Raw genomic sequence first — 26,629 nt, 5'->3', positions numbered from 1 at the left:
GCTTTACGTGCGCAGGATTACCCGGAACAACGCAGACGCGCCCCAGCCCGCAGCAATCGCGATAACCAGAGACAGAATGCCATAGATCAGCGGCTGATCATGGGCGAGATCAAAGACCCATTGTTCCAACCCGACCTTCTGCACGTTGATCACGGTTTCATATTGTGACGCAACGCGACCTTCTCGCGTCAGGAAGATTCGTGTGCGGTATTCACCTTCGGTCAAGTTGGAAGGCAGGCCGATCCGGGTGTCAAACAGCGTGTCCTCGCGCAGGTTTACGGAGTTCTCCATCAGCTTGTAGAGTCCCGAGTTTTCGCGGATGCGGATCAGCGCACGAGTGAAATCACGGGGGTCTTCGTTGGTGAACGGATTGTCGCTGATGCGGATCGACCGCTCGACCGAGATTAGATGACGTAAATCTTCCAATGTGGATACGGTGTCCTGCAACGCGGCCGAGGTTGCCACGGCATAGAAACTGGGTGCAGCCGCCAGTTCGATTGCGTCGGTATTGACCCAGATGCCGAACCGCTTGTCCTTTTTGCGCACGGTGACCGGATGGGCCGGTCCTTCCACCACGACGATGACCTGAAGCGGGCCGTCCTCGGGTGGGGGGGCGTCGCGTTTGACTGCACCAAAAACCAAGATTTCCGAGCCAACGAACGTCGCAGTGATCGACACGCGATTCTGACTTAGGCCGGCGACCACCTTCTCGGCCAACGCGGGCAGGGGGGCCACAAGGATCAGGGCGACAAGGGCAATCAGACGCAACATCAATGCCCCTCCGCCTGTCCGATCTCGTACAACTCAGCGGGTTGGATCAGTAGGTCCAACCCCAGTTTGCCGCAAACCACCAGCACCAAAAGCGCCAGCAGTACGCGCAACTGTTCGGCTTTCAGCTTCAAGCCAATCCGCGTCCCAACCTGGGCTCCGACCACGCCACCGATTAGCAGCAGAACGGCCAGCCCCATATCCACAGTGAAGTTTGTGGTTGCGTGCAAAAGCGTTGTGAACGCGGTCACGAAGATAATCTGAAAAAGCGATGTTCCCACGACCACCTTTGTCGGCATCCCCAAAAGATAGATCATTGCAGGCACCATGATGAACCCGCCGCCAACGCCCATGATCGCCGCAAGCACGCCCACCAGCACCCCCACAAGGATGGGCGGAATGACCGAGATATAAAGCCCGGATGTGCGAAACTTCACTTTGAAGGGCAGGTTATGCACCCAAAGATGTTTGCGCCGGACGGGAACCGACTTGCCCCCGCGCGTCCTCATCAGGGCGTTCAGGCTTTCCACAAACATCAAGAAACCGACGATGCCCAAGAACAGAACGTAAGACAGCTTCACCAGAAGATCGACCTGCCCCATTTCTTTCAGCGTGTTGAAAAGTTGCACACCGAACGCTGCCCCTATCAGGCCGCCGATCAGCAGCACGCCCCCCATGCGTAAATCCACCGTTTTTCGTTTCAGATGGGCCAATACGGCAGAGAATGAACTTGCGACGATCTGATTGGCCCCCGTTGCGACGGCGACCGCCGGCGGGATACCAATGAAAAACAGCAGCGGCGTGATCAGAAAGCCGCCGCCCACACCGAACATTCCAGACAGAATCCCGACAATGCCGCCAAGGCCCAGCAAGAGAAAGGCGTTTACGGATACCTCGGCGATGGGCAGGTAAATCTGCATTGAAAATCGAACTCTGGGCTAAAGATTTCTGGGCTGTTGGTGTCCTTCTTGGCCCATGAGACGGGGGTTAGTCACGTGTTAAGTAGCGGCGGAGCAGCTTTTCCAGCTTTTCCGCGCCCAAAGGGGCCATGGCCTTGGTGTGTTCATGGCTGATCGCCTCGTCCGATAGACCTTGTGCCATATTGGTGATGGTTGAAAACGCAGCCACGCGCAGGCCAAGAAAGCGGGCAAGAATCACCTCGGGCACGGTGGACATGCCAACCGCGTCTGCGCCCAAGGTGCGGATGGCGCGGATTTCGGCTGGTGTTTCGAACGATGGGCCAGAATACCACGCATAAATGCCTGGCGTCAGCGTGATGCCTTCCTGTTTCGCGATGTCAGTGAAGCCGGCCTGCATATCGGCGTCATAAGCGTCACCCATAGGGACAAAGCGGGCGTCGGAACGCTCTCCGATCAGTGGGTTCAGGCCCGAAAAATTGATGTGGTCGGTGATCTGCATCAACTCGCCCGGCGGAATGTCCAGCCGCATTGACCCGGCAGCGTTCGTCAGGATTAGCTTGTCCGCTCCAAGGGTTTTCAAAAGCTCTAGGGGCAGACGCATCGCATCGGCTTGCCCCGCCTCGTAATAGTGCGAGCGGCCACCCAACACGGCCACTCGTGCGTCCTGCAGCTGGCCGATCACCAGCTTGGGATCGTGCCCCGAGACATGGGCCTGTGGAAAGCCGTCAAGCTGGTCATAGGGGATCGACACGCCATCAATGGCATCGGCGAGGTGGCCCAGACCCGAGCCAAGGACCAACCCCACCTCGATCGGTTCAGAGCCCGCGAGATCGCGAACCTGTGCGGCCAGCGCCTTAGCGTTCTTTGACATAAGGCTGGCCCCCTGCTTTCGGCGCAACGGCGGTGCCGCCAAAGCCTGCCAGAATGATCACAGTCAGAATGTAAGGCAAGGCCTGCATGAACTGAACCGGAAGGACGAACGCACCAAGATCGATGTTCTGGTAACGGTTTGCGATGGCTTCGAGCAGCCCGAACAAAAGCGTTGCATAAAGCGCGTTCCAAGGGCGCCAGCGGGCGAAGATCAATGCGGCCAGCGCAATGAATCCACGCCCGGCGCTCATTTCCTTGACGAAGCCGGCCGCCAAGCCGGTCGCCAGATAAACGCCGGCCAGCCCACACAGGACCCCTGCAATCGCCATTGATGCATAGCGCAGACGTATCACCGATACGCCCGCAGTATCCACCGCCGCCGGGTTTTCCCCAACCGCCCGCAAACGCAGCCCGAAGCGAGTTCGATATAGGACGAACCAAGATAACGGAACCATCAGCAGCGCCACATAGACCAAGATTGTGTGGCCCGACAAAAGGTCGGAATAGATTGGGCCAAGCACTGGCACATTTGCAACGGCATCCGCGAACGGCAGGTCAACCGGCGAAAACCGTTGGCCGCCGGACAGGCTGGGCGTGCGACCACCCAGACTGAACCAGGCCGTCCCGATCAAGATCGTGATCCCTGACGCCAAAAAGTTCAGTGCAACGCCAGAGATCAGTTGGTTGCCCTGAAACGTGATCGAAGCGACGCCATGCACGCCCGAGAAGGCCAGCGACGATGCGACACCGGCAATAAGCCCCAGCCAGACCGAGCCGGTCGACGCGGCCACCGCGGCCGAGAAGAACGCCGAGGCCAGGATTTTACCTTCAAGCCCGATGTCGAAAATGCCCGCGCGTTCGGAAAACAGCCCGGCAAGGCAGGCCAGCAACAGCGGCGTGGCCAGGCGCAGCGCGCTATCCGCGATCTGGATTATGGTGGCGAAATCCATCAGCCGGCCCTCCGCTTTGCATAGTTGATGAAGATGCGTTCGACCGGCCCGCGCACCATGTTGTCAAGCGCGCCGGTGAACAGGATCACAAGGGCTTGAATGACGATGACCAGCTCGCGCGGAATTTTGGTCCACAACGACAGCTCGCTGCCGCCTTGATAGAGAAATCCGAAGAGGAGTGCGGCCAGCAGCACGCCAAACGGGTGATTGCGCCCCATCAGCGCCACAGCGATCCCGATGAAGCCTGCCCCTTCGACCGAGTTCAGCACCAGCCGCTCGGCCTCGCCCATCGTGTTGTTGATGGACATCATGCCCGACAGCCCGCCCGACAGGATCATCGCGATCATGATAATTTTGAAGGGCGAAATCCCGGCGTAAACCGACGCATCGGGCGACAGCCCAAAGGCGCGGATTTCGTACCCCAGCCGCGACCGCCAGAGCAGAAGATAGACGACGACACAGGCAATCAGCGCGATGAAAAGCGACACATTGACCGGGGCCGCGCGCGAGAATGAGATACCCAGAGGGGCCAAGATATCATGAAGCGTGGGCAGGTGGGTGGTTTCCGGAAACCTGCCCGAGGCCGGGTCCATCGACCCTTTTACCCGCAGCACGTTGACCAGCATATAGTTCAACACGGACGCCGCGATGAAGTTGAACATGATCGTGGTGATCACGACATGACTGCCGCGCCGAGCTTGCAGATAGGCCGGAATGATTGCCCAAGCCGCGCCAAAGATCGCGCCGCCTGCCATCGCGACCAGAAGCGCGACCGACCAATGCGGGAAGGGGATATAAAGACACACCAGCGCCACACCCAGCCCGCCAATCATCGCTTGACCTTCACCACCAATGTTGAACATCGCAGCCTTGAACGCGATCGAAACGGCAAGCCCAGTGAAGATGAAGTTAGTCGCATAATACAGCGTATAGCCCCAGCCATAGCTGGACCCCAACGCCCCCGAGATCATCATCTGCAACGCTTTGATCGGGTTTTCACCGATTGCCAGAATGACCAGTCCGGACAGGACAAAGGCGATCAGCAGGTTCAGAAACGGGATCAGGGCGACATCGGCCCATTTCGGCATCTTATCCATCAGGCAACGTCCCCTTTGCCAGTCACCCCGGCCATCATCAGACCAAGTTCGCGTTCGTCGGTCTGATCGGGCAGGCGCTCGCCCATGATATGCCCGTCGAACATCACCGCGATGCGATCACTGAGCGACAAAATCTCTTCCAGCTCGACCGAGACAAGCAAAACCGCCTTGCCCTGGTCACGCAGGTCGATGATTTGTCTATGTATAAACTCGATCGCACCGATATCTACGCCGCGGGTGGGCTGGCCAACCAAAAGCAGATCGGGGTGACGCTCAATCTCGCGGGCAACGACGATTTTCTGCTGGTTCCCGCCTGAAAAGCTTTTTGCCGCAAGATGGGGATTGGGGGGGCGCACATCAAACCGGTCCATCTTGTCCTGTGCGACCTCAAGCATCTTCGCATTGTCCATCAAAAGCTTGTTCTTCTGATATTCCGGCGCGTGGTGATAGCCGAATACCATGTTTTGCCAAGCGGGAAATTCCATGATCAGCCCGTGTTCCTGACGATCTTCGGGCACATGCGCAATGCCGCGCGCGCGGCGTGATCGGGCGTCTGACCGGCTGCCTGACAAATCAAGATGTTGTCCGTTGATGCGAATGTCACCCGTAGCCTTGGCATAACCACCCAGAACTTCAAGAAGTTGCGATTGGCCGTTACCGGATACGCCTGCAATGCCCAGGATTTCCCCGGCCTGCACATTCAATGAAATACCTTTCAGGCGTTCGACTCCATGATCGTCAACCATCCGCAGGTCTTCGATTTCAAGGATCTTTTCGCCTGGTTTCGCTGGCACCTTGTCGACCCGCAGCAATACTTTTCGGCCCACCATCAGCTCGGCCAGATGTTCGGGGTTGGTGTCTTTTGTTTTGACCGTCGCGGTCATTTCGCCGCGCCGCATAACGGATACGGTGTCGGTTATTTCCATTATCTCGCGCAGCTTGTGGGTGATCAAGATGATCGTTTTCCCCTGATCGCGCAGACCGTTGAGGATACGAAACAGGTGATCGGCCTCGGCGGGGGTCAGAACGCCGGTGGGTTCGTCAAGGATCAGGATATCAGCTTCGCGATACAACGCCTTCAGAATTTCGACACGTTGCAGGACGCCGACGCCCAGATCTTCGATCAGAGCGTCTGGATCGACATGAAGCTCATATTCTTCAGCAAGTGATTTCAGTGACTTGCGAGCCTTTGATAAAGACGGTCGCAGCATGGGACCATCTTCAACCCCAAGGATCACGTTCTCAAGCACTGAGAAATTTTCAACCAGTTTAAAGTGCTGGAACACCATCCCGATGCCGGCCGCGATGGCGGCCTGACTGTCGGGGATCTGGGTTTCATTGCCGTGGATGAAGATTTGCCCTTCATCCGCCTTGTAGAACCCGTAAAGGATGGACATCAGCGTCGATTTACCCGCGCCATTTTCGCCGATGATCCCGTGGATCGTTCCCGGCTGCACGGAAATCGAGATGTCCTTGTTCGCCTGCACCGGGCCAAATGCCTTCGAGATGCCGCGAAGTTCAATTGCCGGGGCAACAGTTTCCTGTTGCCCCACTTTGGGTGCATCCGTCATCGGTTGCTCAGAAGTCGATTACAGGGCAGCTGTCGTCGGACGTATAGTCGTGGACGGTGATCTCTCCCGCGATAATTTTCGCGGTAGCCTCTTCAACGGCGGCTTTCATTTCGTCCGTAATAAGGTCTGCGTTATGTTCATCCATCGCCAAAGCAACGCCGTCATGGGCCAAGTCCATCACGCGCACGCCCGGTTCCAGATCTTCGCCTTTCATCATGGCGTCATAGACAGATACATCAACCCGTTTGACCATCGAGGTCAGAACCTTGCCGGGGTGCAGATGGTTTTGGTTGCTATCAACGCCAACCGATAGAATGCCTTCGTCTGCGGCGGTCTGCAAAACACCAAGCCCGGTGCCACCGGCGGCGGCATAGATCACGTCGGCGCCTTGGCTGATCTGTGCTTTCGTCAGCTCGCCGCCTTTCACCGGGTCGTTCCATGCTGTCGGGGTGGTGCCGGTCATGTTGGAAATCACCTTGGCTTCCGGTTTCGTCGCCAGCACACCTTGTGCATAGCCACAGCCGAATTTGCGGATCAGCGGAATATCCATGCCGCCGATGAAGCCCAGCACATCCGATTCAGACGCCATCGCTGCCACGATTCCTGCCAGATACGAGCCTTCATGTTCTGAAAAGACGGTGTTCAGGACGTTGGGTGCATCCGACCAGCCGTCATTGGTGACAAAGGTGGTGTCGGGATAATCGGGCGCAATCTCGTCCAAGGGTGCGGACATCGCAAAGCCCAGGGTGATGACCGGGTTGGCGCCGGTTTCGGCAAAACGACGCAGCGCCTGTTCGCGCTGGGCTTCGGACTGAATTTCGATCTCAAGGTAATCCTTGCCGGTTTCCTCGGCCCATTTCTGTGCGCCGTTATGGCCTGCTTCGTTGAACGACTTATCAAATTTGCCGCCAAGGTCGAAAATAATTGCGGGGTCGGCAAGGGCCGCGCCTGCGCTCAGGGCCATTGTGGCGGCGGCGCCAAGGCATGATTTCATCAGGGTCATTTGGATACTCCCGGTTTCTATTGTTGTTGGGGTGGCCTGCGCATGACAGGCCGAATCCCGAGGACTGCGAGCAGCTCGCTTCATTCGATCATCCGGGATTTTGGGCAGAGGGCAAGGGTGGGGTCAATATTTAGTTTTTGCGCCCGTTCCCAAAAACTCTAGTTTCCAGATGCTTCACCTTGGGTAAACCATTTGTGCATCATGATGGCATCGACGTTGCGCCCGGTCGGGCGGGCATAATACCTGGCACGTCGACCGGATTCTGACCAGCCGGCGGAGTTATATAGCGCGCGGGCGGCCGTGTTGTCCTGCGCGACTTCAAGAAAGGCGCGGACGGCACCACGATTGCGGGCTTCCGCTTCGAACCGTCTAAGAAGGTCGCGGCCGATGCCGTGGCCCTGCCAGCCGGGGTCAACGGCGATGGTCAGAAGTTCTGCCTCGTCAACGACCACTCGGCCCATGGCAAAACCGTGCGGGGTGGTCACCACGAACACTAGCCGAGAGGTGAGCATCCCCCTTATTTCATCCGCGTTCCACGTACGGCCTTCAGAAAATGCAGCGGAGTGAAGGGCTGCTAGTCGTGTCGGGGAATAAGCGGTCATACCGGCGTTTACGGCAGGATCAGGGGGGCCGGGTCGCGCGGTGGCGCGGCGTCGGCGCTGCGAACATAGAGGGGCGCGGGGCGAGGGATTGGCACCGCGCTGGCCCGGGCCAGACGTCGCGCGGCAATGCGGGCGATGGCGCCTGCCGGGTCGGTTAGCGCGTCAGGGCCGATGCGTGCGCCGGACAGCGCGGCGGCTTCGCGGGCGGACATGAGGCTTGGCGCTTCGTTGTCACCGCCAGGTCGTAGATATTGCCCATAAAGATGGTCCCGCCGCGCGTCGATCAGCGACCAGACAGGGCGCGGCGTGTCGATTGCCTGCGCCTCAAGCGACGATACGCCGATCGCGGGAATGCCCAGCGACAAGGCCAGCCCGCGCGCCGTAGCGACCGAGATACGGATGCCGGTAAAGTTGCCCGGGCCGATTCCGACACCAAGGGCGTCAAGATCAACCCACGCGACATTGACCGAACTCAACACCTCTTCCAGCAGGGGCATCAAGCGTTCGGCTTGCCCCCTTACCATCTGCTGGGTTTTCGCGGCAATGATATCATCGCCTGACAGCAAAGCGGCCGCGCAATGCGCGGCCGATGTGTCAAATGCCAAAATCAGAGGATTACACGGCAACGGGCCGCACCTCGACCACCTCGGGGATATAATGCTTCAGCAGATTCTCGATCCCCATTTTCAGGGTCAGGGTCGAGGATGGGCAACCTGCACAAGCGCCTTGCATATGCAGATAAACGATACCGCGGTCAAAGCCATGAAAGGTGATATCGCCGCCATCCTGCGCCACGGCAGGGCGCACGCGCGTGTCCAACAGTTCCTTGATCTGCTCTACAATCTCGCCGTCTTCGCCGTGGTGTTCGGCATGGCCGGTTGGGGTCGAAGCCTCGCCTTCCATGACTGGTTGGCCGGATTGCATATGCTCCATAATGGCACCAAGGATCGCCGGTTTGATGTGATCCCATTCGGTATCATCGGCCTTCGTGACAGTCACGAAATCGGCGCCAAGGAACACGGCTGTTACGCCCTGAACCTTGAAAATCCGCTGCGCTAGGGGCGAGCTGTCGGCGGTATCGGGCGACGGAAAATCCGCCGTGCCAGTGCCAAGAACGGCCTGTCCGGGCAGGAATTTCAGCGTTGCGGGGTTGGGGGTCGATTCTGTCTGGATAAACATGATGGCGCACCTTGTTAGTCGCGTTTGATATGGGCGTCTGTCGCCGTGAAGTCAAGGTAGCGGCGGTCAGGTGATCACTTCCAGCCGGTCCTTGGACATTTCACCGGGAACGATGGTCATCGGCACCGGCAAAGTGGCCGAGGCGCGCATCAATTGGCTGATGATCGGACCCGGCCCGTTTTTTTCTGAACCTGCACCCAGAACCAGAACTCCGATGCTGGCGTCCTCGCTTAGTTGGGCCATGATTTCGGGCACGGGTTCACCTTCGCGGATCACCAGTTCGGGGTCCACACCTTGGCGGTCGCGCATCCATTTTGCGTAGACCTCAAAATGGACAGTGATGCGTTCACGCGCCTCTTCGCGCATGATGTTGCCAACGCCGATCCAGTGGTTGAATTCATCGGGCGTGATGATTGACAGAACCTGCACGCCGCCGCCGGTCTTGGCTGCACGCATCGCTGCAAAGCGCATTGCGTTCAGACATTCGCGACTGTCGTCAAGGATCACGAGAAACTTACGCATGTTAGACCTCCAGAAACGCGGCCAGTCTGCCCGAGGGGTGATGGGCTGTCCACGGTTTTCAACGCACCGCGCCACGGGCGATGCGGGTGGCATAAGCGGTGATCAGGACCGCCAGAAGTACCAGTCGACCAACATGCGCGGCGGCGACGAAACTGGGGTCCGCGCCCATAGCGACGCCGACGATGATCATGGTCTCTAACCCGCCGGGGGCGAAGCCAACCAGCAAATCCAGAACAGGTAGACCGGACAGATGGGCCGCCAGCACCGCGACCACGGCTGCCAACAGCGTTGTCAACCCGACCACCGCAGCACCTGCCGCCAAGTTATGGGTCAGATCGCGCCATGTGAGACCGGAAAATCGCGTGCCGATCAGGCTTCCCATCATGATCAGGACGACCTGGCTGACCCAAGGGGGCAGATTGCCGTCAACGACGCCTGTCAGATGAAACGACGCCGCAGCGATCATCGCAGACAACAGCACGGGGGCGGGCAAACGCATACGCATCATCAGGGGTGCCAGCGTCAGCGCCACGGCAAGTTCCAGCCCGATCATCAGCCACGGGGCGGTGGCGCGGCCAACGGGCAGGCCGGGGCCAAGTTCGATCCCCGACAGCCGCGCGGCCAGCGGCACAAAAAGGCTGAGCGCCAGCACACGGAACGAGGCAAGGATTGCGGGCCGCGCCACCGAGATACCCAGACTGTCGGATAGTGACACGACCAGACCCAAATGACCGGGAGCGGCAGACAGGAAGGCTTCATCCCTATCGAATTTCATAAATCGGGTCAGCACCCAGCGCCCGATAAAAGGAGTGGCCAGTGTCAGCACTGCCAGCAGCGCAAAGGCGATGGGCCAGCGCAACACGGCGGCAAGGCTGGTGGGCGTCACCATCGACCCTACCGTGATCCCTACCAGAATGAAGATCACGTTGCGCAGGGGCGGCGCAATGTCGGTCTGCATTCCACGCAGGCTTGCAAGGGCGACGACCAATGCAGGGCCGACCAGAAACCCCATCGGCATGTTGATCGCCCACGCAACCGCCGCGCCCACGGACCCGACACACAGCGTCAGAACCGTGCGCAGCGGCTCACGCATCGGAGTGCGCCCAGTCCCAGTAAAGTTCGCGCACGCGGCGGGTGAGGGGGCCGGAGTCATACATCGTGCCATCAAATTCGCTGACCGGCGTGACCTTCATCATGTTACCGGACAGGAAAACCTCGTTCGCCTTATGGAAGTCATCGAAGCTTAGCACCGTTTCATGCACCTTGATCCCGTCGGCGCGCATGTTGGCGATGTGGCGGGCGCGAGTGATGCCAGCCAGAAAGCAGCCGTTGGGAATGGGCGTAAACACTTCGCCGTCGCGCACCATGAACACGTTGGCCGAGGACGTTTCCGCCACGTTCCCGAGCGCATCCGCGACCAGCGCGTTACCAAAACCCTTGGCGCGGGCTTCGGCCAACATGCGGGCGTTGTTGGGATAAAGGCACCCGGCCTTGGCGTCGACCACGGCATCCTCCATCACCGGACGGCGAAAGCGGGTGGTCGTCAGGGTGGTCGAGGCCGTCTTCAGCGCCATCGGGATTTCCTCAAGCGAGACGGCGAAGCCCGTGGCACGCGCTTTTGGGACGATCCCCAGATCGCCCCCTTCCAGCGCCCAATACATCGGCCGGATGTAAACAGCCGCGCCCTTGGGATAGGCGGCCAGCCCTTCCTTGACGATCTCGACCATATCAGCGGTGGCGACGGTCGGCGTGATCATCAGGGCTTCGGCTGATCGGTTCACCCGCGCGCAATGCGGTTCAAGATCCGGGTGGATGCCTTCGAAAAAGCGCGCGCCGTCAAAAACAGTCGTGCCGAGCCACGTTCCATGGTCCGCCGCGCGCATGGTGTAGATGTCGCCGTCGTGCCATGTGCCGTTGAAATAGGTGCGGATGTTGGTGCCGGTCGCCATCGGACCCTCCTTTAATTTCACGCAGACAGTATCAGGCAAAAGACCGGTGTCCAGACCCGGGGCATGTCGTCCCGCGTAAGGCAGAAGCTAGCGGATGCCGATATCGGCCAGTGCGGCGGCCAAATCGCTGGGCAGGACCGTGTCGTTGTCAGTACCGTCTGCGGACAGATCGCGCGGCGCATCCTGAGGTGTCAGATAGCGCCACCCTTGAAAAGCGCGGCGCGGCTGGGCTTCAGTGCGGATGATCTGCGGATCCAGTACAATGCCACAGCGGCGGATGCCGTCGTCACCGATCACCTCATCCAGCCGGATCACGCGTTGGCGCGCAAGCACGAAGCCTTTGAAAACCCAGTAAAGCGATCCGTCTGACAAAAGTTCATCCGCACGTTTGGGCCACATGCGCGTGATGTGTCGGGGGTTGGCCTGACCGCTCTGCGCCATACGCGAAGCCTGCCAGGTTTCAAGGTCTTCCACCTTCTCTGCGCCCACGCAGAGTTTTACCAGATTTATGGTGCTGGCCACGACGCCACCCCAGATATTGTGTTTGACTTGCCACTTTACGCCGAATCTCATCCTTTGGCAATTGACCTTGCCCGGCCTGATCACTTAATCTGGAGGGCCTTCCAACACGCATAGGAATCGCTTGCATGAGCCGCTTTGCTGCCCCCATCGCCGAACAAATCTGGGACATGAAATACCGCCTTAAAACGGCCGAGGGAACGCCCGAAGACAAGACGGTCGAGGATACGTGGCGCCGCATCGCGCGCGCGCTGTCCGAGGCAGAACCAGCCCAAGAAGACGCGTTCTATGGCGCGCTGGAGGATTTCAAGTTCCTGCCCGCTGGCCGGATCACGGCGGGCGCAGGCACGGGCCGGTCTGTGACGCTGTTCAACTGCTTTGTCATGGGCACGATCCCCGACAGCATGGGTGGCATTTTCGATATGCTGAAAGAAGCCGCGCTGACCATGCAGCAGGGTGGGGGGATCGGCTATGACTTCTCGACCATCCGCCCACGGGGCGCGGATGTGAAGGGCGTGGCGGCGGATGCCTCTGGCCCGCTATCATTTATGGATGTGTGGGACGCAATGTGCCGCACGATCATGTCGGCAGGCTCGCGTCGCGGCGCGATGATGGCGACGATGCGCTGTGATCACCCGGACATTGAGGACTTCATCACTGCGAAATCCGACGCCGCACGCCTGCGTATGTTCAATATGTCGGTGCTGGTCACGGATGACTTCATGCAGGCCGTAAAAGACGACGCAAGCTGGGATCTGAAATTCGAAGACACCATTTACCACACCATCGAGGCGCGTGATCTTTGGAACAAGATCATGAAGGCGACCTATGATTACGCCGAGCCGGGCGTGATCTTCATCGACCGCATCAACCAGATGAACAACCTCGCCTATTGCGAGACAATTGCCGCCACCAACCCCTGCGGTGAACAACCCCTGCCGCCCTATGGCGCTTGCCTTCTCGGCTCGATCAACCTTGCGCGTCTGGTTGCGGATCCGTTCGAGGATGGCGCCCATCTGGATGGCGACGCGCTGACCGAATTGGTCGCCACCGCCGTGCGCATGATGGACAACGTGGTGGACGCCAGCCGCTTCCCGCTTGAGGCGCAGCGTCAGGAAGCACAAGCCAAGCGCCGGATCGGTCTTGGTGTCACGGGCCTTGCCGACGCACTGCTGATGCTGGGGCTGCGCTACGGCTCGGACGAGGCTGCAGCCCAGACCGAAGCATGGATGAAGCAGATTGCGCGTGCGTCTTATTTGGCGTCCGTGGATCTGGCGAAAGAGAAGGGTCCGTTCCCGCTGTTTGACGCCGACAAATATCTGGCATCCGGCTCGCTGACCCATATGGATGACGACGTGCGCGATGCGATCCGCGAACACGGCATCCGTAACGCGCTTTTGACCTCGATCGCGCCCACTGGTACGATCAGCCTCTATGCCGGCAATGTGTCGTCCGGGATCGAGCCGGTCTTTGCCTATGCCTACACCCGCAAAGTGCTGCAAAAGGACGGCTCGCGGACGGAAGAAGAGGTGGTGGATTACGCCGTCCAGATGTGGCGCGACAAGTTCGGTGACAAAGAACTGCCCGACTATTTCGTGAACGCCCAGACGCTGGAGCCTCTCGCGCATGTAAAAATGCAGGCCGCCGCCCAGAAATGGATCGACAGCTCGATTTCAAAGACCATTAACTGCCCTGAAGATATCAGCTTCGACGCGTTCAAAGACGTCTACATGGAAGCTTGGGACAGCGGCTGCAAAGGCTGCACGACCTATCGCCCCAACGAGGTGACAGGGTCCGTGCTGTCCGTCTCTGAGGAAAGCGAAAAAGCACCCGAGGCTGATACCGGCGCGGATGTCGTCTATATCTCGGAACCCTTGGATCGCCCGCAATCGCTGGAAGGCCATACCTACAAGGTCAAATGGCCCGATAGCGAACACGCGATCTATATCACCGTGAACGATCTGGTCCTGAACGGCCATCGCCGCCCGTTTGAGGTGTTCATCAACTCCAAGAACATGGAGCACTTCGCCTGGACAGTCGCGCTGACCCGCATGATATCGGCGGTGTTCCGTCGCGGGGGGGACGTTAGCTTTGTGGTCGAAGAGCTGAAAGCGGTGTTCGACCCGCGCGGTGGGGCATGGATGGAGGGGAAATACATCCCGTCGATCCTTGCGGCCATTGGCGGTGTGATTGAACGACACATGGTCGCCACGGGCTTTCTGGAAGGCGAGGGCATGGGCTTGAAAACCGACCCACAGGCCGAGGTCATCAACCTTGGCAACGCCCCCCGCGGCCCTGCCTGCCCGAGCTGCGGCCAATATGACATGCGCATGATCGAAGGTTGCATGACCTGCGCGTCCTGTGGACATTCGAAGTGTGGCTAGGTCAGGGCGTTTGTGTCAGAGGCTTGAAACAGGAATAGTCTTCTCAAAAGCAAGCAATAGCGTGTGCGAATCCCGTCATGAGTTAAGCCTCTTGACGGGAGAGGTGGCTTACACCTCCATTTTTATTTAAAAATAATGGCTTCGCTGCCCTGAGGTCTAATAGACGACACGCTTCTCAGCATTGAGTCTGGCGTCAGCGCCTATGGGAGGGTTTAGGGCGATTTAATAAGAGAGTGTTTCTGGCGTATCGGAACCACCAAGGAGTGAAGAAGAGACCGAAACCCGGAACTAAACAGAGCCACGGCGAGAAGGTTGTCAAAGACATCCGCCGCGCAACCCGCAAACAGAAGTGCAACATCCGAGACATCGGTGAGCGGTCAAGAAGGCCGTCCATGAACTTGACGCGGACCCGCCATGTGATCCAGCCCCGGCACCTGTGTAAGCGCACGTCGCCCGCCCGCCGAACCCGACTTTTCGCACGTCTGTAAACGGGTCGATAAGGGGCAATTGGCCGAGTGTGCATGAACAGATCCGCATGATATACAATTTGTTTTTCAAGAGAGGATAGGTGCAAAATGAATCAGATAGACAAGAAGGCAACTAGGACAGCACGCGTTCTAGCCGCTATACCTATCTTCGCCGTGATGCTTGCCATTCAGGCGTGCCTGTCTTTTGGCGTCACCGCCGCAAGCGCACAGGAGGTTGGCACCTATGCCTATGTTGACGCTCAAGCACTTAATATGCGCGCGGGCCCCGGTACAGGCGCTGCCATACTACGTACGCTGCCAGCTGGTACGTCTGTCAGTATTCTTGTTCGTGAAGGCTCTTGGGCGAAGGTGTTTGTTCAGGGGGCCACGGGGCTAGATGCAGAAGGCTGGGTGTCGACACGTTTCTTAAGCTCGGATGCAGGCACCGCGAACGATCGTCGCGGATATGACGAGCCCACGCGCCCATATCCGTCTCATCCCCCGGCTGCAGGGCTTCGCGTCAGTAAGCTTGATTTTGACTGCCGTCCGGCACTTTTTGGCGACAACGGCATCCGAAAATGCGTCGCCAGCGCGCGCGTGCAACTGTTACGCCAAGAATACGATCCTGATCGCAACGACCTTGTTTTCGTCGCTTGTCGAGGCGTGATTTCCTATCGCACGACCGTAGATCGGTTTTCGCATCACATGGCCGTGGTCGAAAGGGCGAGCATCTCTCGTGATGACCGGCTGGGCCAGTCGGTGAGGGTCGACTTTCCTGTGCGTTCGGTCGGAGACAACGTTGTCTCCGCTCGTCTTGTCGCTTTCTCGTGCGGGCGGGATTAGGTGATGGCGTCAGGTTCCAGCATCCTAGAAATCGGCTTACCGATATCGAGCGTTGGTATAAACAAAACAAGCCTGACAGGTTCGGCACGATTTATTTAAATACCTTCGATCCCAAGCTTGGCACCGCGACTATGCGCTTGATGAAATGTAACGGGATGACGCGAACATCGTTCTGTCGGCCAAAACGCACCTTCCGGCGACCCTGCAGATCAGTCTAACGGTATTCGTGTTCCCTGTGCCAACGAAGAAGCTGCGGCGTCCGCCAATAGTTGTGCACGCAAGCCGTCGGCAATGTTGGGACGTAGCGGCGTATCTTCCGCAATACAGCGCACGAAATACTGCATTTCGGCGCGATAGGCCGCCTCGTACCGTTCAAGGAAAAAATGCTGGGCAGGGGCTTTGCGAAAGCCAGCGTCTGACGCGATCTCGACTGTGTTTTCCAATACGTTTTCGGCGCGGATCATGCCTTTGGCACCATGCACTTCGATCCGCTGGTCGTAACCATAAGTCGCGCGGCGCGAGTTTGAAATCTGGCAAATCTTGCCGCTGGCAGTGGTCAGAGTCACGGCGGCTGTGTCCACATCGCCGGCGTGTCCGATTTCGGGATCGACCAAGGCCGACCCGACCGCATAAACGGTGATAGGTTCTTCACCCAACAGAAACCGAGCCATGTCCAGATCGTGGATCATCATGTCACGAAACAGACCGCCTGAGCTTTTGATATAGCTGATCGGGGGCGGCGAGGGGTCGCGCGACTGAATGGTCACAATCTCGACAGCGCCGATTTCACCGGCGGCAATCCGGCCTTGAACATTCGCGAAGTTCGGGTCGAAACGGCGATTGAAGGCTGTCATGAAGGGAACGCCGGAAGCTTCGACCACCTTGATGCAATCGCGAATGCGGTCGGCAGACATATCGACGGGCTTTTCGCAGAAGATGGCTTTGCCAGCGCGTGCGGCGGCGTGGATCAGGTCGTAATGCGTATCCGTGGGGGTGCCGATGACGACCGCGTTAACCTCGGCGCTGTCGATCAGGGCTTGGCTGTCCATGACCTGCGCACCGGTTTGTGCAGCCAATGCTTGCGCGGCCTCGGGAAAAGCATCAGCCACCGCAACGACGCGTGCCCCGTCGATCTGGCCGATGGATCGTGCGTGCACCTGGCCGATGCGCCCGCAACCCAAAAGTCCAATACTCAGCATTTCATGCTCCTTTGAAGGCTTGAAGAACGCGGCGGGTGGCGGCCATCACCGGATCATGAGTTTCTTTCAGGATCTGCACTCGGTCGAACCGGGCGGGATCGGCGTTGACGGCATCACGCAGTGCTTCGCCAAAAGCCATGCGAAGTTCGGTGCCGATGTTGAACTTACAGACGTTTGAGGTTTGGGCAAGTGCTGTGCGTTGTGCGACCGGGACGCCAGACCCACCGTGGATCACCAATGGTACGCTCGTAACAGCCTCGATCGCCCGGATGCGGTCCATGTCCAGGCCGCCTTCCTTGTCTTGTTGCAGATGCACGTTGCCGACCGAGATCGCCATGGCATCCACCCCCGTATCACGGGCAAATTGCGCCGCTTCTGCGGGGTCGGTCCCGGCGGACACTTCGCCACCCGCATAGCCGACAAACCCAATTTCACCCTCGCATGACACCCCTGCGGCATGGGCCATATCGGCGATGGCGGCGGTCTGGGCGATATTCTCGGCCAATGGTTTGCGCGAGCCATCGAACATCACCGAGGTGAAGCCGCTGTCAATTGCGATCCGGCAGTCTTCAGACGTGTATCCGTGGTCAAGATGGGCCACGACGGGCACGTTTGCGTTCTCTGCCAAATGGCGAAACATGCGGCCAAGTATCGGCAAGGGCGTGTGTTCGCGGCACGACGGCCCGGCTTGCAAGATCACGGGCACATCCTCGGCCTCGGCTGCGGCAACAAACGCGCGCATGTCTTCCCACCCCAAGGTGACAAGACCGGCCACGGCATATTTATGCTTCAACGCCGGTTGAAGCACGTCCGACAGTGTCGCAAGGGTCATTTGAACTTTGCCACCATGTCCATGATGCCGGGGATCGTGTGCAACTGGGCGGCGTGGGTCGGTTGGAAATACTGTTTCAAAGACCGCTGCGATAGCCCGCCAAGGATGGTGAAATAATACATCTCATAGCCCGGCAGCACGGCACAGGGGTGATATCCCTTGTCGATCAGAATGGTCGAGCCGTTCATGATGTGATAGGCATCGCCCGGCTTGTTATCCTCGCGCTGCAACATCTGCACGCCCGAGCCATAGTCGGGGCGGAAGCGGAAGTTGTAAGTCTCGTCATGGCGGGTTTCATCGGGCAGGCGGTCGGTGTCATGCTTATGCGACGGGAAGCCCGACCAGCCACCTTGCCCAACGGTGTAGAGTTCGCTGACCAACAGACGGCCGACTTTGTCGTGATGATTGGCACCTAGAATGTGTTTGATCTTGCGGTGTGTCTTGGTGTCGTCGGACCCGTATTGGACCAGGTCAATCGCGTCGCCGCGCACGTCGAACGGTTCCAACACCTTGTCGAATTTCGCCCCGGCGATGAAAACCTCGGTTGTGTCGGTGATACAGGTAATGCGCGCATGTGCACCGGTGGGAACATAAACGCCTTCGGGCTCGCCATCCCAGACGTCGACCGTCCGGTTGCCAAGCGCGGGGTAGGCTGCGCCGTCGATATCCACATCAACAGTGCCGGTGGCTGGCACGATGCAGGTCTCATAGCCCGGCACGGTATAATCGAATACTTCGCCTTTCTTCAGCTTGACGATGTTGAAATAGTTTAACGGCACAAGGTCGTGGTCGGCATCGACGATGGGCTTATTCTGATTGTCATGGGGCGCGATATGCATTGGATATCCTTTCAGCAGTCGGTTGGGCCGGGATGCGAGGCTAGGAATGCCTCAAGCTCGGCGGTGTTGGGCATTGCGGGGGCGCAGCCAGGTTTGGCCACGACGATCGATGCACAGGCAGATCCGTGAAGCACGGCGTCACGGATCGCGCAACCGTCTGCCAGAGCGGCTAGAAAACCGGCCATGAAACTGTCGCCAGCTCCGGTGGGTTTTACCGCGCGGGCAGGAAAGATGCCGGTGCGGATTTCTTCGCCGTCGGCCAGTGTGACCGCGCCTTCAGCGCCCATCTTATAGACGACAATCGCGGCAGACGACGCGGCCAATTCGCGCGCCTTATCCAAACCACGCGCGATATCACCGGCCATGAAGCCAAATTCTTCGTCATTGCCGACGATGACATCCGACAGGGCGCCCGCGCGCGACAGAACCTCTTCGGCAACCTGTGGCGAAGGCCAGCTATAGGGTCGGTAATCTACGTCGAAGATGATTGGCAAACCGGCTGCCTTTGCCAGTTCGAACGCTCGAAATGTTGCAGCGCGGGATGGCTCGGCGGCAAAAACGGTGCCAGCCGTGATCAACGCACCGTAGCTTGCGTAGTCGACGGCTTCGACATCCTCGATCGACATCTGAAAATCGGCGGCGTTGTTACGGTAGATGACGCTTTGATGCTCTTCGACGCGGGTTTCATACACCGCGAGCGATGTACGTTCTTCCCCCTGAATGCGGCTGACATGGGTGCGGTCAACGCCGTATGCATCCAATTGCCCTTCGCAATACCAACCGACGGCGTCGTCTGACACCCGCGTCACCAAAGCAGCCTGACAACCCAGTTTCACAAGGCCCGCAGCGATATTGGCACTGCTGCCGCCCATTGCGACCATCATGTTCCGGGCATCGCGGGTGCGGGTGCCGGGCGGATCAGGGGACAGGTCCATGCCGACCCGCCCGATCACGAGGAAATTGCGCTTCGAGATGCCTTTCAGGATCACGTCCGCCCCTCCGCATTGCCACCGCGCGCTGCATCCAGCACTTCGGGATAGGGGAAATTCAGCCCAAGAAGCTGGCGCATATCCGGGCTGGCGTGATCCAGAAATTCCTGTGGTAGTGCGGCGGGCATTTCTTCCATCGGTTTGACCCATTTGGGAAGGTATTGAATCAGGATGGCACTTCGGTCGTGATCGGCATTGTTCGGCATCGCGCAATGCCAAGTGGCGCCATAAAACAAGGCCACATCGCCCGGTTGCCCGGTCATGCGTTCGCAACGCTTGTGGAATTCGTCCTTAGGGGCGGGATAGCGCAATTCCCGTTGCGATCCGGGCACATAGCCTGTGGCGCCGCTTTCTTCCGTAAACGGGTCCAGCAGGATCGACACCTGCGCATTCATGGGGAAGGACGCGTTCAGACCGACCGGGTGCGTGTCGGGTTTATGAAAATCCCAATACGGGTAATCCACATGTGGTTCCTGTCCCGGCCCGCCGGGCAGGATGCGGTTGGCCGCAATCGAGCCCATGATGAACTCGGTCCCCAGAAAGGCCCGCAGGATATCCATCAACACCGGGTGGGTGGCCATTGTTGAAAAGACGTCGCCTTTCGCCAGCAGGTTCCAGACGCGGCGTTGCAGGTCCAGCTTTCCGGCGTCTTCAGCCGCCCCTTGAAAATGAGTCACTTTCGCGGCCGCGTTGTCCGAATGAGCCATGACAACGGCGCGCGCTTCAGCAATCTCGGCGGGGCTGAACAGGCCCGAAATGCCAACGGCCCCGCCGCCATGCAAAAGCTCCTGCACGATATCGGCGGGGTTGGCGGTTTCTGCGGTGAAACGTTTCATCACACACCCTTTCGCTGTTTGGTGCGACTGCTTTCGACTTCTTTGTGGGCGTCGCGCACACGGTCACTGTCAGTGATGTGGGGTGTGCCGACTTCCCACCACGCGTGACCTTCGGTGGTCCAGCCATCATAGGCATCGACCTTCATGACGATGACATGAGTGCGGTCTGACGCCTTGGCGCGGGTGAATGCTTCGCCCAACTGGGATGGGTTTGACACCGTTTCCGCAATCGCCCCTTGCGACGCAGCGTGAGCTTCGAAATCGACACCGAACGGGTCAGGAATGGTTGGGCAATCGGTGATCAGGTTGTTGAAGCTTTCGTTGCCCGTATTGTTTTGCAACTTGTTGATCACCGCAAAGCCGCCATTGTCCAAGACGAGGATGATCAGCTTTTTCTGGCTCAGTACGGATGAATAAATGTCCGAGTTCAACATCATGTAAGATCCGTCGCCAATAAAGACGATGGTGTCATTTTTGGGCTCTTGTTCGAATTGTGCAATTCTTGCGCCCCATGCGCCTGAAATTTCGTAGCCCATGCACGAAAAACCAAACTCGACATCCACCGTGCCGATGTCCAGCGTGCGCCAGTTGGCAGTCACTTCGGCGGGCAAGCCGCCTGCTGCGGCGACCACACGATCGCGTGGATCGCACAGGTCGTTGACCACGCCAATGGCCTGCGCATAAGAGTTCGGACGGTTCCCATGAGACACATTTTGCGCGACATACACATCCCATGCGCGCCGTTCGTCTTGCGCAAATGCGACCCAATCGGCAGGGGCTGTATAGTCCAACATCTCAGTCATCGCAGCCAGTGACAGTTTTGCGTCACCCACAATCGGCAAAGACCTATGCTTGGCCGCATCGTGGCGCGCGGCGTTCACAGATATAAATTGTGCATCCTTGGCGAAGGCTGTCCAGGATCCGGTTGTGAAATCTTGCAAGCGCGTACCGACAGCGACAATCACGTCGGCCCTTTCGGCAATCGCATTGGCACTGTTGGAGCCGGTTACGCCGATTGGTCCGATATTCAAAGGGTGGGTTGCCAGCATGTTGGCGCGGCCCGCGATTGTTTCGACCACGGGAATCTGGTGTGCTTCGGCAAACGCAGTCAGTTCGGCAATAGCTCGTGAATATTGCACCCCGCCACCGGCAATGATCATCGGGCGTTTGGCGGCACGAAGGGTGGCGATAGCGTCCGCAACCTCGTCCGTGTCGGGGGCCTGGCGGCGGATGCGGTGAACCTTCTTTTCGAAAAACACAGTTGGGTAGTCATAGGTCCAACCTTGCACATCCTGCGGCAAACCCAGAAAGGCGGGGCCGCAATCGGCGGGATCAAGCATCGTGGCAATCGCGGCAGGCAACGATTGGATAACCTGAGCAGGATGCGTAATGCGATCCCAGTAACGCACCACCGGCTTGAACGCATCGTTCACGCCAAAGGTCGGGTCGTTGAAGTTTTCCATCTGTTGCAGGACGGGGTCGGGCAGGCGCGTCACGAACGTGTCCCCGCACAAAAGCAGCATGGGCAATCGGTTGGCGTGGGCCAGCGCGGCGCTGGTCAACAGGTTCGTCGTGCCTGGTCCGGCACTTGCCGTGCAGAACATGAACCGCTGGCGCAGCCATTGCTTGGCATAGCCTGCGGCGGCAAACCCCATGCTTTGCTCGTTTTGTCCGCGATACAGGGGCAGTTCGTCCTGCACGCCGTACAGGGCCTCGCCCAGACAGGTGACGTTGCCGTGACCGAAGATGCCAAAACCTCCGCCGCACACGCGCATTTCCTGTCCGTCAACCTCGATAAATTGATTGGAGAGCCAGCGGATGATGGCTTGCGCCGTTGTCAGGCGAATGGTGTCTTGTGTCTGTGTCATGTCAACGCGAACCTTTCCGGAAATATTCGGCCCTGTGCCGAAAGCAGCTTGCGAGATATCGATTCCCAAGATACAAGTTTTGCAACCGGTTGCAAACTGTATTTCAAAACGAAAGGCGGCACTATGACCCAGATCGGGATCGGCATCCTTGGCGGAGGATACATGGGCAAAGCCCACGCTGTCGCCATGTCCGCAGTGGGGGCTGTGTTTGATACCAAGCTGCGCCCCCGGCTGGAAATGGTCTGCGCGTCGACACCGGACAGTGCCGAAAAATACCGCGCGGCGTATGGGTTTCAGCGTGCGACAGACGATTGGCAGGCGCTGGTGACGGATCCCAAGGTCGAAGCCATCATGATCGCAACGCCGCAAGACACCCACCGCGCCGTGGCCGAAGCAGCCTTTGCCTTGGGTAAGCCTGTCTTTTGCGAAAAACCGCTGGGTGCGTCGCTGGATGACAGCCGCGCCATGGTCGCCGCCGCCGAAGCATCAGGTGTTCCTAATATGGTCGGCTTCAACTATATCCGCACACCCGCCAGCCAGTTCGCGCGACAGTTGATCGCGGACGGAGAGATCGGGGATGTAACGTGGTTTCGCGGCGAACATACCGAAGATTTCTACGCCGACCCCGGCGCCCCTGCGACCTGGCGCACGACCGGGGAGGCTAATGGTACTATGGGCGACCTTGCCCCGCATATGATCAACGCGGCGCTCGCTTTGTTGGGTCCGATTGCGCGTGTGATGGCAACTGTCGAGACCGTGCATACCACCCGTCCCGGTGGGGATGTCACGAATGACGATCACGCCCAAATGATGTGCCGCTTTGATAACGGCGCAATGGGGCAGATGTATTTCAGCCGCATCGCGACGGGGCGCAAGATGGGTTATGCCTATGAGATCACAGGCACCAAGGGCGCGCTCCGGTTTGATCAGGAAGATCAGAATGCGATCTGGCTGTATCGGATGGATGGGCCCGAGGCCACGCGCGGTTTCACCAAAATCCTGACCGGCCCGGCGCATCCAGACTACCTTCCGTTCTGTCAGGGTCCAGGGCATGGCACTGGATATCAAGATCAGATCATCATCGAGGCACGTGATTTCCTTGCCGCGATTGAAACCGGAAAACCCGTCTGGCCCACGTTCCGTGATGGGATGGAGGTGAACCGCGTTATCGCGGCCGCCATGGCCTCGTCCCGTGAAGAGGCGTGGCAAGATATCGAAACGTTCTGAGCATCAGAAAGGCATTTGGATGACAATCAGAATTGGCAATGCGCCCTGTTCATGGGGTGTGGAATTCGCGCAAGATCCGCGTAATCCCAGCTGGCAATCGGTCCTGAAGGACTGCGCAGCCGCAGGTTATAAGGGCATCGAATTGGGGCCCGTTGGCTTTATGCCTGAAGATCCCGAAGTGTTGGGCGAAGGTTTGGCAGAAAATGATCTGGAGCTGATCGGCGGGGTGGTTTTTCGTGCCTATCACGACCCTGACGCTTGGGATGACGTGCTGGACGCGACGCACCGCACCGCGCGTGCGTTGAAGGCACACGGCGCGGAGCATCTTGTGCTGATCGACTCGATTTCACCACGTCGTGCGCCGACGGCTGGTCGCGCAGAGGAAGCCGAGCAGATGGACAAGGCAGAGTGGACAGCCTATCGCGACCGCATCGCCGAAAGCGCTCGGATCGGGGCAGAGGAATATGGATTGACGGTTGGCATCCATGCTCATGCCGCCGGGTTCATGGATTTCGAACCAGAGCTGGAGCGGTTGCTGGATGAGGTCGATGATAGCATTCTGAAGATTTGTTTCGACACCGGTCATCATTCTTATGCGGGTTATGATCCGGTCGCGTTCATGAAACGCCATATGGATCGAATTTCGTATATGCACTTCAAGGATATTTCGCCCGCAGTGAAAGCAGATGTGATCGCCAAAGGAACGGGCTTTTACGATGCTTGCGGGAAGGGCATTTTCTGCAACCTCGGTGACGGCGACGTCGACTTCCCCGCGGTGCGGCAAGTGTTGTTGGATGCAGGGTTTCAAGGCTGGTGCACGGTTGAGCAAGATTGCGACCCGACGCTTGATCCCGACCCGGTTGGTGATGCGCGGATCAATCGGGAATACCTTGAATCCATTGGCTTTAGTTAAGGAAGCGATCTCATGGAAAAACTGAAATGGGGCATGATCGGCGGCGGTGAAGGCAGCCAGATCGGACCTGCGCACCGCTTGGGTGCACAGGCGGATGGGCTGTTTGAACTTGCCGCTGGCGCATTGGATCATCGTGCGGAAGTTGGCCGCGAATATGCGCAACGTCTGGGCGTGGCGGCGGATCGCGCCTATGGCGATTGGCGGGAAATGCTCGATGGCGAAAAGGGCCGCGCGGATCGGGTCGATCTGGTCACGGTGGCTACGCCCAACGCAACGCATTTCGAAATCACGAAAGCCTTTCTTGAGGCCGGGTTCAACGTGCTGTGCGAAAAGCCGATGACCATGAGCGTCGACGAGGGCGAAGAGATCGTCCGCGTCGCTCAGACGACCGGGAAAATCTGCGCTGTGAACTACTGCTATTCCGCCTATCCGATGGTCCGTCAGGCCCGCGCGATGGTGCGCGCTGGCGAGATTGGAAAGGTGCGTCTGGTCGTTACGAATTTCAGCCACGGTCACCACGGCGACGCGACTGACGCGGATAATCCACGGGTGCGCTGGCGGTATGACCCCGCGATGGCGGGTGTATCGGGACAGTTTGCCGATTGCGGCATTCACGCCATGCACATGGCCAGCTTCATCTGTGATGACGAGGTTGAAAAATTATCAGCAGATTTCGCATCCACGATCGCCAGCCGTGAATTGGAAGACGACGCGATGGTCAATTTCCGCATGGCAGGCGGCACCGTCGGGCGGCTCTGGACGTCTTCCGTTGCCATCGGGCGCCAGCACGGGTTTGACATTCAGGTGTTTGGCGAAACTGGTGGCCTGCGCTGGGCGTCCGAACAGCCGAACCAGTTGATTTTTACACCTGTTGGCGGCCGCACGCAGATCATTGAAAAGGGCGAAGGTGGATTGCACGAAGATGCGCAACGCCTGTCACGCGTCGCAATAGCGCATCCCGAAGGCTTCCCGCTGGCTGTGGCAAACATCTATTGTGATCTGGCCGATGCGATCCGGGGCGAGACCCGCGACGGGCTGCCCAACGCATCTGACGGCGTGCGGTCGATGTCTGCAGTGCACACGGCTGTTGTGTCGGCAAAGAACGATGGCGCTTGGATGGATGCGCGTCCACCAATGTTTCGTTAGTCAGCGCGGACGGGGCGCAGCGTGCCCCGTTCAACAATCGAGCAGGCGAAAATCCGCGCTTCGGGAAGGCGATCGGGATCGTCCAGCATTGCGGCCATCAGCTCGATTGACGAATTGACGATTTGCTGAATCGGCTGATGGATTGTGGTCAGGTTAATGTTTTCCCACCGTGCCATTTCCATGTCATTCAGGCCAATAATGCCGATGTCGCCCGGCACGGATAGCCCGCTGCCAGTCACTGCCGATAACGCCCCGATCGACAAGACATCGTCACCGCAGAAATAGGCCTGCGCGGGAGTGTCTTTCAGCAATCGCAACATCTCGCGACGGCCTGCGTCGAAGGAATAGGCGTCGGCAAACGAATGGCTGGAGTGGATGTGGGGGTGGGCCGACATCTCGATCATGAAGCCGGACAGGCGGTCTTGGGTTGATGTCGCACGTTCCGGTCCCCCCATGAAGGCAACGCAATCATAGCCGCGCGCGACAAGACTGCGGGCGGCCATGCGACCGCATTCGACGTTGTCGATGCCGACCACATGCACCTGTGGCGCGGACAAATACCGCCCGAATGAATGCACGACTGGCACACCTGCGTCACGAAAGGCCTTGGCAAAACCGGGCGGAAGGGTGGACGAGGCAACCACGACACCGTCGACCGAATATTGGCGCAGCATTCGGACCGATTGTTCCGGGTCAGTCTCGTCGCTCAGGTTGACCAGCAAGGGGCGCAACCCACGGTCCTGCAGGCCACGGGTGAATAGGTCGAACACCTCAAGGAAAATCGGGTTGTGAAAGTTGTTGGAGACAAGGCCGATCAGCTTAGTCCGCCCCGTAGTCAGCGACGATGCCAAGGCATTCGGGCTATAGCCAAGCTCGCGCGCGGCCTTTTCGACCTTACGTCGCATCTTGTCCGACACCGATGCGCCGCTCGTAAAGGTGCGCGACACGGCCGAGCGCGAAACTCCGGCGCGTTCTGCAACCTCTTTCAAAGTAACGATCATATGGTGCGACCTATCATGTACCTGTTCAGACCCTTTTACCCCGATACTCAAGCCGGCGCAGCATCAAATACCATATCATATTTTGCAACCGGTTGCAAAAAAGTGCAAAACGTGATCTAAGTTGAGTCGAAGAGG

Annotated in this window: 26 protein-coding genes; 5 read left to right on the top strand and 21 right to left on the bottom strand. The window is 58.7% G+C overall.

Translation table 11 applies throughout. The features are described from left to right. Positions 1-3: 3 nt before the first annotated feature. The 14 genes from MN186_RS10910 to MN186_RS10845 form a co-directional block, all read right to left on the bottom strand. Positions 4-771 carry a TIGR02186 family protein gene (locus MN186_RS10910; protein WP_242114406.1) on the bottom strand — a complete coding sequence of 256 codons (768 nt, stop codon included), beginning with the start codon at positions 769-771 and terminating at the stop codon, positions 4-6. Continuing rightward, entirely contained in the window at positions 771-1,688 is a 918-nt protein-coding gene (locus MN186_RS10905) for a sulfite exporter TauE/SafE family protein (protein WP_242114405.1), read from the bottom strand. The genes MN186_RS10910 and MN186_RS10905 overlap by 1 nt, the downstream gene beginning before the upstream one ends. Before the next feature lie 67 nt (positions 1,689-1,755). Then, a complete protein-coding gene (locus MN186_RS10900) occupies positions 1,756-2,559 on the bottom strand; it encodes a purine-nucleoside phosphorylase (protein ID WP_242114404.1) in 804 nt (267 codons plus the stop codon). Continuing rightward, positions 2,543-3,508: an ABC transporter permease gene (locus MN186_RS10895; protein ID WP_242114403.1), complete on the bottom strand. Its 966-nt coding sequence runs from the start codon at positions 3,506-3,508 to the stop codon at positions 2,543-2,545. The genes MN186_RS10900 and MN186_RS10895 overlap by 17 nt, the downstream gene beginning before the upstream one ends. Next, a complete protein-coding gene (locus tag MN186_RS10890) occupies positions 3,508-4,605 on the bottom strand; it encodes an ABC transporter permease (RefSeq protein ID WP_242114402.1) in 1,098 nt (365 codons plus the stop codon). The genes MN186_RS10895 and MN186_RS10890 overlap by 1 nt, the downstream gene beginning before the upstream one ends. After that, the gene (locus MN186_RS10885; RefSeq protein ID WP_242114401.1) at positions 4,605-6,176 is read right to left on the bottom strand and encodes an ABC transporter ATP-binding protein; all 1,572 of its coding nucleotides are present in this window, start codon (positions 6,174-6,176) and stop codon (positions 4,605-4,607) included. The genes MN186_RS10890 and MN186_RS10885 overlap by 1 nt, the downstream gene beginning before the upstream one ends. A gap of 7 nt (positions 6,177-6,183) precedes the next feature. Then, a complete protein-coding gene (locus MN186_RS10880; RefSeq protein ID WP_242114400.1) occupies positions 6,184-7,179 on the bottom strand; it encodes a BMP family lipoprotein in 996 nt (331 codons plus the stop codon). Between the two features lie 158 nt (positions 7,180-7,337). Next, positions 7,338-7,781, bottom strand: a complete 444-nt coding sequence (gene rimI / locus MN186_RS10875) for a ribosomal protein S18-alanine N-acetyltransferase (protein WP_242114399.1) — start codon at positions 7,779-7,781, stop codon at positions 7,338-7,340. 8 nt (positions 7,782-7,789) lie between these two features. Then, complete coding sequence (tsaB, locus tag MN186_RS10870) at positions 7,790-8,407, bottom strand: tRNA (adenosine(37)-N6)-threonylcarbamoyltransferase complex dimerization subunit type 1 TsaB (protein WP_242114398.1); 618 nt, start codon at positions 8,405-8,407, stop codon at positions 7,790-7,792. Next, entirely contained in the window at positions 8,397-8,960 is a 564-nt protein-coding gene (locus tag MN186_RS10865; protein ID WP_242114397.1) for a NifU family protein, read from the bottom strand. The genes tsaB and MN186_RS10865 overlap by 11 nt, the downstream gene beginning before the upstream one ends. A gap of 66 nt (positions 8,961-9,026) precedes the next feature. Beyond that, the gene (locus MN186_RS10860) at positions 9,027-9,482 is read right to left on the bottom strand and encodes a universal stress protein (RefSeq protein ID WP_242114396.1); all 456 of its coding nucleotides are present in this window, start codon (positions 9,480-9,482) and stop codon (positions 9,027-9,029) included. 58 nt (positions 9,483-9,540) lie between these two features. Then, positions 9,541-10,575, bottom strand: coding sequence for an AbrB family transcriptional regulator (locus tag MN186_RS10855; protein ID WP_242114395.1), 1,035 nt, complete (start codon positions 10,573-10,575; stop codon positions 9,541-9,543). Then, complete coding sequence (locus MN186_RS10850; protein ID WP_242114394.1) at positions 10,568-11,431, bottom strand: branched-chain amino acid aminotransferase; 864 nt, start codon at positions 11,429-11,431, stop codon at positions 10,568-10,570. The genes MN186_RS10855 and MN186_RS10850 overlap by 8 nt, the downstream gene beginning before the upstream one ends. Positions 11,432-11,518: 87 nt before the next feature. Beyond that, the gene (locus MN186_RS10845; RefSeq protein WP_242114393.1) at positions 11,519-12,004 is read right to left on the bottom strand and encodes a DUF1489 family protein; all 486 of its coding nucleotides are present in this window, start codon (positions 12,002-12,004) and stop codon (positions 11,519-11,521) included. A gap of 74 nt (positions 12,005-12,078) precedes the next feature. Between MN186_RS10845 and MN186_RS10840 the strand changes: the two genes are divergently transcribed. Further along, entirely contained in the window at positions 12,079-14,334 is a 2,256-nt protein-coding gene (locus tag MN186_RS10840) for an adenosylcobalamin-dependent ribonucleoside-diphosphate reductase (RefSeq protein WP_242114392.1), read from the top strand. Positions 14,335-14,909: 575 nt separating this feature from the next. Next, the gene (locus MN186_RS10835) at positions 14,910-15,644 is read left to right on the top strand and encodes an SH3 domain-containing protein (protein ID WP_242114391.1); all 735 of its coding nucleotides are present in this window, start codon (positions 14,910-14,912) and stop codon (positions 15,642-15,644) included. Between the two features lie 209 nt (positions 15,645-15,853). Here the strand turns inward: MN186_RS10835 and iolG are convergent, their stop codons facing one another. From iolG to iolD, 6 genes are read right to left on the bottom strand one after another with little or no spacing between them, the layout of a single operon-like run. Continuing rightward, complete coding sequence (gene iolG / locus MN186_RS10830) at positions 15,854-16,843, bottom strand: inositol 2-dehydrogenase (RefSeq protein ID WP_242114390.1); 990 nt, start codon at positions 16,841-16,843, stop codon at positions 15,854-15,856. A 1-nt stretch (position 16,844) separates the two neighbouring features. Continuing rightward, complete coding sequence (locus MN186_RS10825; protein WP_242114389.1) at positions 16,845-17,675, bottom strand: class II fructose-bisphosphate aldolase; 831 nt, start codon at positions 17,673-17,675, stop codon at positions 16,845-16,847. Beyond that, positions 17,672-18,514, bottom strand: a complete 843-nt coding sequence (locus tag MN186_RS10820; RefSeq protein WP_242114388.1) for a 5-deoxy-glucuronate isomerase — start codon at positions 18,512-18,514, stop codon at positions 17,672-17,674. The genes MN186_RS10825 and MN186_RS10820 overlap by 4 nt, the downstream gene beginning before the upstream one ends. An 11-nt stretch (positions 18,515-18,525) precedes the next feature. Continuing rightward, a complete protein-coding gene (iolC, locus tag MN186_RS10815; RefSeq protein ID WP_289069575.1) occupies positions 18,526-19,503 on the bottom strand; it encodes a 5-dehydro-2-deoxygluconokinase in 978 nt (325 codons plus the stop codon). After that, the gene (locus MN186_RS10810; protein WP_242114387.1) at positions 19,500-20,339 is read right to left on the bottom strand and encodes a phytanoyl-CoA dioxygenase family protein; all 840 of its coding nucleotides are present in this window, start codon (positions 20,337-20,339) and stop codon (positions 19,500-19,502) included. The genes iolC and MN186_RS10810 overlap by 4 nt, the downstream gene beginning before the upstream one ends. After that, positions 20,339-22,207: a 3D-(3,5/4)-trihydroxycyclohexane-1,2-dione acylhydrolase (decyclizing) gene (gene iolD / locus MN186_RS10805; protein ID WP_242114386.1), complete on the bottom strand. Its 1,869-nt coding sequence runs from the start codon at positions 22,205-22,207 to the stop codon at positions 20,339-20,341. The genes MN186_RS10810 and iolD overlap by 1 nt, the downstream gene beginning before the upstream one ends. A gap of 123 nt (positions 22,208-22,330) precedes the next feature. Here iolD and MN186_RS10800 point away from each other — a divergent pair, with 123 nt between their 5' ends. The 3 genes from MN186_RS10800 to MN186_RS10790 are packed head-to-tail and all read left to right on the top strand — an operon-like array spanning position 22,331 to position 25,493. Beyond that, a complete protein-coding gene (locus MN186_RS10800) occupies positions 22,331-23,434 on the top strand; it encodes a Gfo/Idh/MocA family protein (RefSeq protein ID WP_242114385.1) in 1,104 nt (367 codons plus the stop codon). A 19-nt stretch (positions 23,435-23,453) separates the two neighbouring features. Continuing rightward, positions 23,454-24,347 (top strand): TIM barrel protein, encoded by an 894-nt coding sequence (locus tag MN186_RS10795; RefSeq protein ID WP_242114384.1) that lies wholly within the window; start codon positions 23,454-23,456, stop codon positions 24,345-24,347. A 12-nt stretch (positions 24,348-24,359) separates the two neighbouring features. Further along, on the top strand, positions 24,360-25,493 hold the full coding sequence (locus tag MN186_RS10790; protein ID WP_242114383.1) for a Gfo/Idh/MocA family protein: 1,134 nt from the start codon (positions 24,360-24,362) through the stop codon (positions 25,491-25,493). Here the strand turns inward: MN186_RS10790 and MN186_RS10785 are convergent. Beyond that, positions 25,490-26,494, bottom strand: a complete 1,005-nt coding sequence (locus MN186_RS10785; RefSeq protein ID WP_242114382.1) for a LacI family DNA-binding transcriptional regulator — start codon at positions 26,492-26,494, stop codon at positions 25,490-25,492. The genes MN186_RS10790 and MN186_RS10785 overlap by 4 nt on opposite strands. Between the last annotated feature and the right edge of the window lie 135 nt (positions 26,495-26,629).

The sequence above is a fragment of the Aliiroseovarius sediminis genome, assembly GCF_022678485.1.
Taxonomy (GTDB): Bacteria; Pseudomonadota; Alphaproteobacteria; order Rhodobacterales; family Rhodobacteraceae; genus Aliiroseovarius; species Aliiroseovarius sediminis.
The sequence above is the reverse complement of the archived record's forward strand: the minus strand, read 5'-3'. Positions and strand labels throughout refer to the sequence as shown.

Excerpts from the sequence above, each read along its gene's own strand:
- MN186_RS10910 (WP_242114406.1), bottom strand. The coding sequence starts at position 771 with ATGTTGCGTCTGATTGCCCTTGTCGCCCTGATCCTTGTGGCCCCCCTG.
- MN186_RS10905 (WP_242114405.1), bottom strand. The coding sequence starts at position 1,688 with ATGCAGATTTACCTGCCCATCGCCGAGGTATCCGTAAACGCCTTTCTC.
- MN186_RS10900 (WP_242114404.1), bottom strand. The coding sequence starts at position 2,559 with ATGTCAAAGAACGCTAAGGCGCTGGCCGCACAGGTTCGCGATCTCGCG.
- MN186_RS10895 (WP_242114403.1), bottom strand. The coding sequence starts at position 3,508 with ATGGATTTCGCCACCATAATCCAGATCGCGGATAGCGCGCTGCGCCTG.
- MN186_RS10890 (WP_242114402.1), bottom strand. The coding sequence starts at position 4,605 with ATGGATAAGATGCCGAAATGGGCCGATGTCGCCCTGATCCCGTTTCTG.
- MN186_RS10885 (WP_242114401.1), bottom strand. The coding sequence starts at position 6,176 with ATGACGGATGCACCCAAAGTGGGGCAACAGGAAACTGTTGCCCCGGCA.
- MN186_RS10880 (WP_242114400.1), bottom strand. The coding sequence starts at position 7,179 with ATGACCCTGATGAAATCATGCCTTGGCGCCGCCGCCACAATGGCCCTG.
- rimI (WP_242114399.1), bottom strand. The coding sequence starts at position 7,781 with ATGACCGCTTATTCCCCGACACGACTAGCAGCCCTTCACTCCGCTGCA.
- MN186_RS10865 (WP_242114397.1), bottom strand. The coding sequence starts at position 8,960 with ATGTTTATCCAGACAGAATCGACCCCCAACCCCGCAACGCTGAAATTC.
- MN186_RS10860 (WP_242114396.1), bottom strand. The coding sequence starts at position 9,482 with ATGCGTAAGTTTCTCGTGATCCTTGACGACAGTCGCGAATGTCTGAAC.
- MN186_RS10855 (WP_242114395.1), bottom strand. The coding sequence starts at position 10,575 with ATGCGTGAGCCGCTGCGCACGGTTCTGACGCTGTGTGTCGGGTCCGTG.
- MN186_RS10850 (WP_242114394.1), bottom strand. The coding sequence starts at position 11,431 with ATGGCGACCGGCACCAACATCCGCACCTATTTCAACGGCACATGGCAC.
- MN186_RS10845 (WP_242114393.1), bottom strand. The coding sequence starts at position 12,004 with ATGAGATTCGGCGTAAAGTGGCAAGTCAAACACAATATCTGGGGTGGC.
- MN186_RS10840 (WP_242114392.1), top strand. The coding sequence starts at position 12,079 with ATGAGCCGCTTTGCTGCCCCCATCGCCGAACAAATCTGGGACATGAAA.
- MN186_RS10835 (WP_242114391.1), top strand. The coding sequence starts at position 14,910 with ATGAATCAGATAGACAAGAAGGCAACTAGGACAGCACGCGTTCTAGCC.
- iolG (WP_242114390.1), bottom strand. The coding sequence starts at position 16,843 with ATGCTGAGTATTGGACTTTTGGGTTGCGGGCGCATCGGCCAGGTGCAC.
- MN186_RS10825 (WP_242114389.1), bottom strand. The coding sequence starts at position 17,675 with ATGACCCTTGCGACACTGTCGGACGTGCTTCAACCGGCGTTGAAGCAT.
- MN186_RS10820 (WP_242114388.1), bottom strand. The coding sequence starts at position 18,514 with ATGCATATCGCGCCCCATGACAATCAGAATAAGCCCATCGTCGATGCC.
- MN186_RS10810 (WP_242114387.1), bottom strand. The coding sequence starts at position 20,339 with ATGAAACGTTTCACCGCAGAAACCGCCAACCCCGCCGATATCGTGCAG.
- iolD (WP_242114386.1), bottom strand. The coding sequence starts at position 22,207 with ATGACACAGACACAAGACACCATTCGCCTGACAACGGCGCAAGCCATC.
- MN186_RS10800 (WP_242114385.1), top strand. The coding sequence starts at position 22,331 with ATGACCCAGATCGGGATCGGCATCCTTGGCGGAGGATACATGGGCAAA.
- MN186_RS10795 (WP_242114384.1), top strand. The coding sequence starts at position 23,454 with ATGACAATCAGAATTGGCAATGCGCCCTGTTCATGGGGTGTGGAATTC.
- MN186_RS10790 (WP_242114383.1), top strand. The coding sequence starts at position 24,360 with ATGGAAAAACTGAAATGGGGCATGATCGGCGGCGGTGAAGGCAGCCAG.
- MN186_RS10785 (WP_242114382.1), bottom strand. The coding sequence starts at position 26,494 with ATGATCGTTACTTTGAAAGAGGTTGCAGAACGCGCCGGAGTTTCGCGC.